We start from the raw sequence: 11149 nt of genomic DNA, 5'->3' as shown, positions 1-11149 counted from the left end.
AGGAGGTGCTCATGGGAGCCCACAAGACCGCCCGGGACGAGGAGTTCCGGACGTTCGTCGGCAGCGCGTGGTCACGGCTGCTCAGGACGGCGTACCTGCTCGCGGGGGACCGGTACGGCGCCGAGGACCTGGTCCAGCAGGCGCTGGAACGGGCGTACGCGGCCTGGAGCAGGGTGCGCGCCTCGGACGACCCGTACGCCTACGTGCGCCGGATCGTGATCAACGAGCACGCCAGACGGTTCCGGCGGCGACTGGTCGAACACCCGGTCACCGCGTTCCCGGACCGGCCCGCGCCGGACGGCGCCGACCCGGACGACCGGGCCGTGCTGCTCGCCGCGCTCGCCGCCCTGCCGCCGCGCCAGCGCCAGGCCGTGGTGCTGCGCTACTGGGAGGACCTCAGCGAGACCCAGACCGCGGCGGCGATGGGCTGCTCGGTCGGCACGGTCAAGAGCCAGGCGGCCAGGGGGCTGGCCAAACTCCGCGGGGCCTCCTCACTCATCGGACTGACCAGTATCGGAGGGGCAAGATGAGCAACGAGTTCCGGCCGGGGAGCAGGACCACCGGCGACGGCGCGGCGACCGACGGCGAGGTGACCGACGGCGAGGTGACGGCCGTGCGGGCACTGGAGGAGCTGGCCGGGAGCATCGAGACCGGGGCGGTCCCGTACGACCGGCTGGTCGCCGGCGGACGGCGGCGACTGCGGCGCCGGCGGCTGCTGACCGCCGCGGTGGCGGCGGTGCTGGTCGCGGGCGTCGCCGGGGGCACGGCGGTGCTCGGCGAGAGCGCGCGGTCGGCGGTCACGACCGTGGCTTCGGCTTCGGCTTCGGCTTCCGTGGTGACCGCGCCCGCTTCGGCCACCGCTTCGGCCGCCACAGGTGCACCCGCCGCGCGGGATCCGTTCAACCCCACCCGGGTCAAGGTCGCCGAGGGCACCGCGAACGGGCACACCTGGCAGGCCTGGGCCGCGCTGTGGCCGGTCTCCTCCGGCAAGGACGACGCCGCCGGGCAGGCCCGGCTGATCCGGGCGGAGCGGGCCGCCGCCAACCCGGACGTGAAGCAGGTCGTGCCGAAGGACGTCGAGCGCAACTGGGACGCCCGCATCGACTGGGTGAACTACTACTTCACCGTCGACGGCAAGCGGCAGGTCGACGACTCCCTGCACGCGGTCTCCGCCCCGGGTGTGTCCCCGGGCGCCGTCGGCGGCGCGTCGCTCGGCGTCCACCACGACGCGGGCGTCCCGGCGGTGGTGATCGAAGGGGTCCAGGCCGAGATCACGAAGGTCGTGGTCGCCTGGAAGAGCGGCGGCACCACCGAGGCGGCGACGGTCACGGTCGGGGACTCCCCGTTCCGCTACTACGCCCTCCTGGCGAAGGAGGGCACCGACGCCGCGTCCGTCACGTACTACAGGGCGGACGGTTCGGTGGAGCGCACCACCGACTCCTGGCTCCGGACCTCCTGAGCCGGTGGGCGGCCCGGGCGCCCGGGGTGGCCTGGCCGGCCGGGGTGGCCGGAGCGCCCGGGGTGGTCGTCACGGGTGGAGCGCGGCCTGGTCGGCGTCCGGCAGCCAGTCGCGGGCCGGGTCGTACTCCAGCCACCGGCTGCGGGCGGCCTCGGTGGTGAACGCCCGCAGCAGGTCCTCCAGCCGGGGGTGCGGGTCGGTGTCCGGGCCGGTGCGCCAGAGGAGCGACCAGGCGTAGAGCGGGGTCGGCTCCGCCAGCGGAACGGTCCGGACGCCCGGGAGGCCGGGGAGCGGGCCGTCGGCGGGGACGAGCGAGAAGCAGGACGGATCGGCGCGGACCTGGTCCACGAAGTGCTCCAGGCCCAGGTTGGTCGAGCCGACCCGGTGGGAGATCCCGAACCGGGCGGCGAAACGGGTGAGGAAGTCCAGCCGGTCCACCGCCGCCGGGTAGCGCAGCACACTGTCCCGCAGGTCGTCCGGGCGCAGGACGTCCCGGGCGGCCAGCGGATGCTCCGCGCTCAGCAGGGCGTCCACCGGCTCCAACCGGACCAGCCGGTGCGTCAACTCGCCCTCGCCGACCGGGAACCGGTGCACCCGGCCGAACCCGGCGTCCGCCTCCCCGCGCAGCACGGCTGCCGCGACGGACGGCAGGTCCCGGCCGGGCACCGGCTCCACCTGCAGCCCCGGCGCCGCGTCCACCGCCTGCGCGAGCGTCCGCATCGGGGCGTACAGGTGCCCCCACACGTCGATCCGCAGCGGTCGCGCGGCGCACCCCGCGGCGGCCACTGCCCGCTCCCCCTGCACCAGCGCCCGCCGGGCCGGTTCCAGGAACCGCCGCCCGGCCCCGGTCAGCCCCACCCCGCGTGCGTCCCGCTCCAGCAGCCGCACCCCCAGCACCGCCTCCAGCCGCGCCACCCGCTTCGACAGCCCCTGCTGGCTGATCCCCAACCGCCCGGCCGCCCGCCCGAAGTGCAACTCCTCGGCCGCCACCACGAACGCCCGCACCTGCGCCAGATCCAGATCCACCCGGGCACCCTAGGGCCTCGCCACGCCCCCGCGGGTCACCCGCCCCGGCGCGTTCGCCTCCCGGCTCGCGCCTTCGGCCCGTGCCCGGGCGGGGTGCGGGCGGCGGGTCGTGGTCGGCTGTGGGTGGCCTGCGGGCTGCCTGTGCGGGCCGGGCCACCCAGGTGTCGCGGCCCGGGGCACCCGCCCCGGTGCGTTCGCCCCCGCCGGGCTCGTGCCTTCGGCCCGTGTCCGGCCGTGGGCCGCCGACGGCCCGTCGCTCCCGGCCGGACAACCGGTGGTTGTCGCCGCCGTACTCCGGTTGTTGGACCGGTCGGGGCGGTGCGCGGTGGGGTGAGGGGGTGGCCGACGGAGGAGTGGGGATGAAGGCGCTGGTGGCGACGGGGCGGGCGGCGGAGCCGGTGCGGTTCGCGGAGGTGGAGCAGCCGCAACCGGGGCCCGGGGAGGCGCTGGTGAAGGTGGAGGCGTTCTCGGTGAACCGGGGCGAGACCTTCCAGCTGGAGGCGCCCCGGGCCGGGTGGCGGCCGGGGAAGGACGTGGCCGGGCTGGTGGTGCAGGCCGCCGCCGACGGGTCGGGGCCGGCCGTGTGCCGCCGGGTGGTGGGGCATCCGCCGGCTGCCGGGTGGGCCGAGTACGTGTGCGTCCCGACGTCCTCCCTCGCCGAGCTGCCCGACGGTCTGGACACCGTGCGGGCCGCCGCGCTGCCGTTGGCCGGCCTCACCGCGCTGCGGCTGCTGCGGGCGGCGGGGCCGCTGGCCGGGCGGCGGGTGCTGCTGACCGGGGCCTCCGGGGGAGTCGGGCACTACGTCACCGAGCTGGCCGCCGCGGCCGGGGCCGAGCTGACCGCCGTCACCGCCTCCCCGGAGCGCGGCCGGCGGCTGGTCGGGCTGGGGGCGGCCGAGGTGGTCCACGAGACGGGCGAGGCGCGCGGGCCGTACGACCTGGTGCTGGAGTCCACCGGCGGTGCCGCGCTGCCGCTCGCGCTGGCCCGGCTGGCCCGGCGCGGCACCCTGATCTGGTTCGGCCAGGCCTCCCGGACGCCCGTCACGCTCGACTTCTTCGACTTCTTCAGCGGCCCGGAGTCGGCGGTCGTCCGGCACTTCCACTACGCGGACTCGGACGTCTCCGACGGCGCCGACCTGGCCACCCTGGTGCGCCTCACCCGGGAGGGGCGGCTGACCCCGGAGCTCGGCCGGGTCGCGCCCTGGGCGGAGACCGCCGCCGTGCTCACCGACCTGCGGGAGCGCCGGATCCGCGGCAAGGCCGTCCTGACCCTCCCCTGACCCCTCGCCCGAGACCCGCCCGACACGCGTTCCGAACAACCCGAAGGGAAACCCCGCCGTGCCCGACCTCTCCTTCCTCGACGCCCCCGGCCTGCTGCCCGCCTTCGTCGAGGAGAACCGTCCGCGCGCCCACGGCGCCGGCCTGGACCCGTACGAGTACGCCCGGGTGACCGCCCCGCTGACCACCGTGCTCGACTGGCCCGCCGCCTGCCGGGCCGCCGGCCACCGGTACGCCGCGGCGGCGGAGCGGGCCGCCGCCGAGGGCCGTACCGTCACCGCCGGTGAGCGGTACCGGAGCGCCGCCCGCTGGTACCACTTCGCCGGGCTGCTCCCGCACCCCGACCGGGCGGCGGCGGCCGAGGCCGCCACGGAGGCCGACGAGGCGATGCGGCGGGCGCTGGCTCTGCTCGACCCGGGCGCGGAGCGGGTCGAGGGCGAGGGCTTCGCGGGCTGGCTGCGCCGCCCCGGCGCACCGGCGGCTGGCGGGGAAGAGGCCGGCGGAGAAGGGGCCGGCGGAGAAGGGGCCGGCGGAGAAGGGGCCGGCGGAGAAGGGGCCGGCGGAGAAGGGGCCGGCGGGACAGCGGGTGGGGGCGGGGCCCCGGTGGTCCTGGTCGTGCCGGGGATGGACTCGGGCAAGGAGGAGTTCCACGCGGTCGCCGAGGCCCTGCTCGCCCGGGGCGTCGCGGTGCTCGCCGTCGACGGGCCCGGACAGGGCGTGCTGGCCGCCGGCAGTGCGCCGGAGCCGGAGTACCACCGGGTGGTCGGCCGCGCCCTCGACGCGCTGGCCGGGCGGGCGGGGCTGGACCTCGCCCGGACCGCCGTGATCGGCCTCAGCCTGGGCGGCTACTACGCGGCCGAGGCGGCCGCCCGCGAGGCGCGGCTGTGCGCCGCCGCCGTGGTCAGCGGCCCGTACCGGCTGGACTGGGACGGCCTGGTCCCGTTCGTCACCGCGACCCTGGCGCAGCGCTGCCGCGGGTACGAGGCGGCCCGCGTCTTCGCCGAGCGGGTCGACCTGACGGCCCTGGCCCCGGCGATCCCCGTCCCGCTGCTGGTGGTCGAGGGCGGCGAGGACCGCATCCCGGGTGTCACCGCCGCCACCGTCCTGGCCGAGCGCGCCCCGGACGCCGAACTGCTGCTGGTGCCGCACGGCAACCACCTGCTCGGCACCGCCCTCCCGGACTGGCTCCCGGCCACCGCCGACTGGCTCACCGTCCGTCTGACCGGCTCACAGCGCGACTGACCGGCTCACCACGCGACTGACCGGTCGGGCACCCGGCGGCCGAGCCCCCGGCGGCCCATCGAGGTGACCGCGAACAGCAGGCCGCCGGCCAGGAAGAACGGCTCGTAGCCGAAGGTCGCGAAGCGGGCCATCGAGTCCAGCTCGGCCCCCGACCGGCTGCCGGTGGCCAGCGCGATCCAGTCCGGCACGGACGGCGCGGCGTGCAGCACCAGCAGCGCGGTGGTGCCCCACAGCGCGAGGCCCAGCGGCCGGGCCGGTACCCGCGCACCCCACTGCCGCAACGGCGCCAGCGCCACGGCCGCGGCCAGCGCGCACAGCGGGATCGCGATCACGTCGATCACCAGCAGCGGCGTGCTGCTCCACACCGACCGGCCGTCCGGCAGCCCGAGCCGCCCGTCCGCCAGCCAGTACACGTGCACCAGCGCGAAGGCCACCGCCCACCCCGCCGCCGCGTACCCCGCACCCAGCGCCACCCGGTTCCAGCCCGTGTCCCGTGTCGTCTCCATGCCACCCACGGTCCCGCGCCGCCCCACCCCGCCGGATCGTCCCGCGGGCGGTACCCCCTCCCCCTCCAGGGGGAACCGGGTCGGTCGCCTCGGCTGGTCGGCCGAGGGAACGATGAAGCCCCCGCAGCGAATTCGCTGCGGGGGCTTCCCGGTTGTGGCCAGGGCCGGGGTCGAACCGGCGACCTTCCGCTTTTCAGGCGGACGCTCGTACCAACTGAGCTACCTGGCCGTACTGCACCGTCTCTTGCGAGACGAGCGATCCCGACGGGACTTGAACCCGCGACCTCCACCTTGACAGGGTGGCGAGCTAACCAACTGCTCCACGGGACCTAGAAGTGGCGAACCACTCAGGGTCTTGCGGTCTTGCGCACTGCACTTTACTACGGTACTGCGTGCCCCCAACGGGATTCGAACCCGTGCTACCGCCTTGAAAGGGCGGCGTCCTGGGCCACTAGACGATGAGGGCTTGCGGCCTGTCCCGCTGTTTCCAGCGTTCGGGGACGTCGAGAAGCATATGGGATGCAGGGCGGATCGCCAAAACGGGTTTCGTCCGGGTGGCGGTGCGGGGTGCGTGGGGCCGGTGGCCGGGGGTCAGGACCAGCCGAGTTCGTCGAGCTCGTGGTCGTCGAAGCCGAAGTGGTGGGCGACCTCGTGGATGACGGTGGTGCGGACCTCCTCGACCACCTGCTCGCGGGTCTCGCAGTGGCGCAGGGTGGGGCCGCGGTAGATCAGGATGCGGTCGGGCAGGACGCCCGCGTACCACTCGCCGCGCTCGGTGAGCGGGGTGCCCTCGTAGAGGCCGAGGAGTTCGGGGTCGCCGGGGTCGGGTTCGTCCTCGACGAAGATCGCGACGTTGTCCATCATGGCCGCGAGCTGCGGGGGGATCTGGTCGAGGGCGTCGCTGACCAGCGTCTCGAACTCTTCCCGGGTCATCTCCACCGGATCATTGTCCGGTGTCGGATGACGGTGTGCCAGGTGGCGGAGCCCGGTGTTTGATGGGGCTATGACGACCTCGGAGGGCGCCGTGGACGACGCCGCGGGCGGCGCGGTGAGCGGCGCCGCGGTGCGGGCCCGCCGTGACCGCCGGCCCGGTCGGCCGCCGGTGCTGCGCGGGCAGGGGCGGGCGGTGGCGGTGGTCGCGGCGGGCGGGGCGGTCGGGGCGACCGCGCGGTACGCGGCCGGGCTCGGCTGGCGGACCGGGCCGACGGCCTTCCCGTGGACGACGTTGCTGGTCAACGTGGTCGGCTGCGCGGTGATCGGGGTGTTCCTGGTGGTGATCACCGAGGGGCGCCAGGCGCATCCGCTGGTGCGGCCGTTCTTCGGCACCGGGGTGCTGGGCGGGTTCACCACCTTCTCGACGTACGCGGTGGACGTCCGCCGCCTGCTGGAGGCCGGCCGGCCCGGCCCGGCCGTGGCGTACCTGGGGCTGACCCTGGTGGGCGCGCTGCTGGCGGTGTGGGCGGCGGCCGGGCTGACCCGGCGTCTGATCCACCGGGCCGTCCGTCGCGGGGCCGTCCGTCGCGGGGCCGTCCGCCGTGGGGCCGTCCGCCGTGGGGCCGGGGGTGCGCGGTGAGCCGGCTGAGCGGGCCGGCGCTGCGGCTGACCGTGCTGATCGGGGAGAGCGACCGCTGGCGCCACCGGCCGCTGTACAGCGAGATCGTGCACCGGGCGCGGAAGGCCGGGCTGGCCGGGGCGAGCGTGTTCCGGGGGATCGAGGGGTTCGGGGCCTCGTCGCTGGTGCACACCACGCGGCTGCTGTCGCTGAGCGAGGACCTGCCGGTGGCGGTGGTGATCGTGGACGAGGAGGAGCGGGTGCGGGCCTTCCTGCCGCAGCTGGACGGGATGGTGGCGGAGGGTCTGGTGCTGCTGGACCGCTGCGAGGTCGTGACCTACGCGGGCCGCGAGTCCGGCCATGAGCCCGGCCGTGAGCCCGGCCCGGGGGAGGCGCCGGAGTGAACTGGCTGCTGGTGGTGGCGGGTGCGGTGGTCGGCGCGCCGCTGCGGTACCTGACCGACCGGGCGGTGCAGTCCCGGCACGACTCGGTGTTCCCGTGGGGGACGTTCACGGTGAACGTGGCCGGCTGCCTGATCCTCGGGCTGGTGACCGGCGCGGTGGCGGCGGGCGCGGCCTCCTCGGAGGTCCAGCTGCTGCTGGGTACGGGGCTCTGCGGGGCGCTGACCACCTACTCGACCTTCTCGTACGAGACCCTCCGGCTGGCCGAGACCGGCGCCGGGCGGTACGCGCTGGCCAACGCGGCCGGCAGCGTGGCGGCCGGTCTGGCCGCGGTGTACGCGGGCGCGGAGCTGGCCTCGGCGCTCTGGGGCTGAGCGGGCGCCGGAGGGGTGTCATGCGGGCCCCGGGCGGCCGCCGGAGGGCCGTCGTGCGGCCTCGAGCGGCCGCCGGAGCGCCGGCCCCGCCGGGCGAGCTTGCGCCCTGCCCGTGTCCCGCCGGGCCGGGCGCGCGTTGGGCACCGAAAAGCGGCCGCGCGCGAGTGGGCGGTCCGGGTGGGGCGGTAGAGAGGGACCTCAGTGGCTTCGGTACGGGCGGCGGCACGGACGGTGCGGGCGGTAGGGGCGGTGCGGGTGCGGCTGGCCGCGGTGCGTACGGCTCCGGGGCGGGGGGCGGCGGGCCCGCGCTCGAGCGCGGTGCGGGCGGCGGCGCTGCTGACGGTGGCCGGGCTCGGGCTGACCGGGTGCATGTCGGTGGGCCCGGCGGCGGAGGAGAAGCACGGCGTGACGCCGGTCGGGCAGGCCGGTCCGGCGGTCCGGCCGGGCGGGATGGTCGGGACCTCGGCCTCGCCGGGCGCGGGGCACCCGAGCGGGGCCGCGGGGCGCCCCGAGCGGTCGGGGGGCCTGCAGGGCGAGGGCGGGTCGAGCGGAGCCTCGGCCGCCGTGCCCGGCGAGGCGGTCCCGGGGGCGAACGGCGCGGTGGCGGGGGTGGTCCCGGTGCCGGGGCCGGGTGCCCCCGACGGTGGTCCGGGCGGCGGTTCGGCGGGCGGTACGAACACAAGTCCCGCGCCGTATCCGGGCGGTGCCGCGGGCGGGTCCGGCGGTTCGGCGGGCTCCGGCGGCACCGGCGGGGCGGGCGGCACCGGGGAGGGCCGCTCCGGCGGCGGTTCGGCCGGGTCGCCCTCGGGCACCCCGAGCAGCCGCCCGTCGAGCACTCCGGCGCCCGAGCACAGCTCGCCCGCCGCGACCGTCCCGCCGGCCCCGGATCCGTCCTCCGGCAGTTCCGGTTCCTCGGCCCCGAGCCCGCGAGCGGGCGCGCACTAGGGGATTGAGCAGGGGGTTTGCCTCCGATCCCCAGGTTCGTCTATGGTGGTAGATCGTTCGTTTGATCCATTTGACTGGCGCCCTATCCCATCTGGCGCCCTTGGCGCGTTCCGGCGATCCGTGGCTGACCGCATAGAGGCGGTTGTGAAACAGAACCCCGGACTTTGGCGCGTGCCACTTCCGGAAGGTTTTGCATGTCTCTCGTTGACGACGCCCGCTTCGCCATGCCCGCGAACGAGGCCGCCGCCGATGTCACCGACACCATCGACACCATCGACACCGCCGCGGACGAGGTGATCGCCGAGGCCGTGGAGGCCACCGAGGAGGCGGCCGCCGAGCCCACCATCACCTTCGGCGACCTGGGCCTGCACGACGACGTGGTGCGTGCCCTCGCCAAGCGCGGTGTCACCACCCCGTTCCCGATCCAGGCCGCGACCATCCCGGACGCCCTGGCCGGCAAGGACGTGCTGGGCCGTGGCCGCACCGGCTCCGGCAAGACCCTGAGCTTCGGCCTGCCGCTGCTGACCCGCCTCGCCGACGGCGAGCGCACCAAGCCCAAGCACCCGCGCGGCCTGATCCTCGTCCCGACCCGCGAGCTGGCCATGCAGGTCGCCGACGCCCTGGAGCCCTTCGGCTCGGTGCTCGGCCTCAAGCTCAAGGTCGTCTGCGGCGGCACCTCGATGTCGAACCAGATCTACGCGCTGGAGCGCGGTGTCGACATCCTGGTCGCCACCCCCGGCCGTCTGCGCGACCTGCTGAACCGCGGCAGCGCCAAGCTGGCCGACGTCCGGACCGTCGTGCTCGACGAGGCCGACCAGATGGCCGACATGGGCTTCCTGCCCGAGGTCACCGAGATCCTCGACCAGGTGCCGAGCGGCGGCCAGCGCCTGCTGTTCTCCGCCACCCTGGAGAACGAGATCGACACCCTGGTCAAGCGCTACCTGAAGAACCCGGTCACCCACGAGGTCGACCCGTCGGCCGGCGCGGTCACCACCATGACCCACCACATCCTCGTGGTGAAGCCCAAGGACAAGGCGCCGATCACCAACGCGATCGCCGCCCGCAAGGGCCGCACGATCATCTTCGTCCGCACCCAGATGGGCGCCGACCGCGTCGCCGAGCAGCTCATCGAGGCCGGCGTGAAGGCCGACGCGCTGCACGGCGGCATGACCCAGGGCGCCCGCACCCGCGTCCTCGGCGACTTCAAGGACGGCTACACCAACGTCGTCGTCGCCACCGACGTCGCCGCCCGCGGCATCCACGTCGACGGCATCGACCTGGTCCTCAACGTGGACCCGGCCGGCGACCACAAGGACTACCTGCACCGCTCCGGCCGCACCGCGCGGGCCGGCCGCTCCGGCGCCGTCGTCACCCTGGTGCTGCCGCACCAGCGCCGCGGCGTCTTCCGCCTGATGGAGGACGCGGGCGTGGACGCCTCGCGCCACATCCTCGACCACGCCTTCGACGCGGAGGTCGCCAAGATCACCGGCGCCCGTTCGCTGACCGAGGTCCAGGCCGAGAGCGCCGCGAACATCGCCGGTGCCGCCGAGCGCGAGCTCGCCGACATGACCCGCCAGCTGGAGCGCGCGCAGCGCCGCGCCGCCGAGCTGCGCGAGGAGGCCGACCGCCTGGCCGCCCGTGCGGCGCGCGAGCGGGCCGAGCTGGGTATCGAGGACGAGGAGCCGGCCGCCGAGGCCGAGTCCGGCGAGTCGGCCGCGACCGAGGCCGCGCCGGCCGCCGCCGAGGCCGCCGCGCCGCAGGCCGAGGAGCGCACCGCGTCGTACCGCGAGGCGCGCAGCGAGCGTCCGGCCTTCGGCCGTGACCGCGACCGTGACCGCGACCGGGACGACCGCCGCTCCGGTGGCTTCGGCCGTGACCGGGACCGTGACCGTGACCGGGACGACCGCCGTTCGGGTGGCTTCGGCGGTGCCGGCCGTGACCGCGACGACCGTCGCTCGGGTGGTTTCGACCGCGACCGCGGTGGCTTCAACCGTGACCGTGGCGGCTTCGGCGGTGCCGGCCGTGACCGCGACGACCGTCGCTCGGGTGGTTTCGACCGCGACCGCGGTGGCTTCGGTGCGGGCCGTGACCGCGACGACCGCGGCGGCCGCTCCTTCGGCGACCGTCCGGCCCGTTCCTTCGGCGACCGTCCGGCCTTCGGCCGTGACCGCGACGAGCGCGGCAGCAGCAGCAGCCGTCCGTTCTCGCGCCGCGACGACCACCGCTCCGGCGGCCGTCCGCAGTCCGACCGCGGTGGCTTCAACCGTGACCGTGGCGGCTTCGGCGGTGCCGGCCGTGACCGCGACGACCGCCGCTCGGGCGGCTTCGACCGCGACGACCGCAAGCCGCGCTGGAAGAACTGACGC

General features: G+C 76.0%; 11 protein-coding genes and 3 tRNA genes. 8 read left to right on the top strand and 6 right to left on the bottom strand.

Going from position 1 to position 11149, the window contains the following annotated elements:
* Positions 1 to 11: 11 nt before the first annotated feature.
* Positions 12 to 530, top strand: a complete 519-nt coding sequence (locus tag ABZ449_RS20255) for a SigE family RNA polymerase sigma factor (RefSeq protein ID WP_360347466.1) — start codon at positions 12 to 14, stop codon at positions 528 to 530.
* Positions 527 to 1459: a hypothetical protein gene (locus ABZ449_RS20250; RefSeq protein WP_360347464.1), complete on the top strand. Its 933-nt coding sequence runs from the start codon at positions 527 to 529 to the stop codon at positions 1457 to 1459. Before ABZ449_RS20255 ends, ABZ449_RS20250 begins: the two co-directional genes overlap by 4 nt.
* A gap of 69 nt (positions 1460 to 1528) precedes the next feature.
* On the opposite strand, the gene ABZ449_RS20245 is transcribed toward ABZ449_RS20250, so the two are convergent.
* Entirely contained in the window at positions 1529 to 2485 is a 957-nt protein-coding gene (locus tag ABZ449_RS20245) for a LysR family transcriptional regulator (protein ID WP_360347462.1), read from the bottom strand.
* A gap of 359 nt (positions 2486 to 2844) precedes the next feature.
* On the opposite strand from ABZ449_RS20245, the gene ABZ449_RS20240 reads away from it, so the two are divergent.
* Together ABZ449_RS20240 and ABZ449_RS20235 are read left to right on the top strand one after the other, a co-directional pair.
* Positions 2845 to 3765, top strand: a complete 921-nt coding sequence (locus ABZ449_RS20240) for a zinc-binding dehydrogenase (protein WP_360347460.1) — start codon at positions 2845 to 2847, stop codon at positions 3763 to 3765.
* A gap of 58 nt (positions 3766 to 3823) precedes the next feature.
* Positions 3824 to 5005 carry an alpha/beta fold hydrolase gene (locus ABZ449_RS20235; protein ID WP_360347458.1) on the top strand — a complete coding sequence of 394 codons (1182 nt, stop codon included), beginning with the start codon at positions 3824 to 3826 and terminating at the stop codon, positions 5003 to 5005.
* A 5-nt stretch (positions 5006 to 5010) separates the two neighbouring features.
* Here the strand turns inward: ABZ449_RS20235 and ABZ449_RS20230 are convergent, their stop codons facing one another.
* The 5 genes from ABZ449_RS20230 to ABZ449_RS20210 all read right to left on the bottom strand — a co-directional run bounded on the left by ABZ449_RS20230 (position 5011) and on the right by ABZ449_RS20210 (position 6444).
* Positions 5011 to 5511 carry a DUF3995 domain-containing protein gene (locus ABZ449_RS20230; protein WP_360347456.1) on the bottom strand — a complete coding sequence of 167 codons (501 nt, stop codon included), beginning with the start codon at positions 5509 to 5511 and terminating at the stop codon, positions 5011 to 5013.
* A 155-nt stretch (positions 5512 to 5666) separates the two neighbouring features.
* Positions 5667 to 5740: transfer RNA gene (locus ABZ449_RS20225), tRNA-Phe, on the bottom strand.
* 27 nt (positions 5741 to 5767) lie between these two features.
* Positions 5768 to 5841 (bottom strand) — tRNA-Asp (locus ABZ449_RS20220).
* Between the two features lie 63 nt (positions 5842 to 5904).
* A tRNA-Glu gene (locus ABZ449_RS20215) sits at positions 5905 to 5977 on the bottom strand.
* 125 nt (positions 5978 to 6102) lie between these two features.
* A complete protein-coding gene (locus ABZ449_RS20210; RefSeq protein ID WP_360347454.1) occupies positions 6103 to 6444 on the bottom strand; it encodes a metallopeptidase family protein in 342 nt (113 codons plus the stop codon).
* Between the two features lie 70 nt (positions 6445 to 6514).
* Here ABZ449_RS20210 and crcB (ABZ449_RS20205) point away from each other — a divergent pair, with 70 nt between their 5' ends.
* From crcB (ABZ449_RS20205) to ABZ449_RS20190, 4 genes are all read left to right on the top strand, one after another.
* Positions 6515 to 7084, top strand: coding sequence for a fluoride efflux transporter CrcB (crcB, locus tag ABZ449_RS20205; protein ID WP_360347452.1), 570 nt, complete (start codon positions 6515 to 6517; stop codon positions 7082 to 7084).
* Positions 7081 to 7467: a DUF190 domain-containing protein gene (locus ABZ449_RS20200; RefSeq protein WP_360347450.1), complete on the top strand. Its 387-nt coding sequence runs from the start codon at positions 7081 to 7083 to the stop codon at positions 7465 to 7467. The genes crcB (ABZ449_RS20205) and ABZ449_RS20200 overlap by 4 nt, the downstream gene beginning before the upstream one ends.
* Positions 7464 to 7838, top strand: a complete 375-nt coding sequence (crcB, locus tag ABZ449_RS20195; RefSeq protein WP_360347448.1) for a fluoride efflux transporter CrcB — start codon at positions 7464 to 7466, stop codon at positions 7836 to 7838. The genes ABZ449_RS20200 and crcB (ABZ449_RS20195) overlap by 4 nt, the downstream gene beginning before the upstream one ends.
* 1139 nt (positions 7839 to 8977) lie before the next feature.
* Complete coding sequence (locus ABZ449_RS20190) at positions 8978 to 11146, top strand: DEAD/DEAH box helicase (RefSeq protein WP_360347446.1); 2169 nt, start codon at positions 8978 to 8980, stop codon at positions 11144 to 11146.
* The last annotated feature ends 3 nt before the right edge of the window (positions 11147 to 11149 follow it).

The sequence above is a fragment of the Kitasatospora sp. NPDC005856 genome (assembly GCF_040629945.1).
Classification (GTDB): Bacteria; Actinomycetota; Actinomycetes; order Streptomycetales; family Streptomycetaceae; genus Kitasatospora.
Note: the sequence above shows the minus strand (reverse complement) of the source record. Positions and strands in the feature narration are given on the sequence as shown.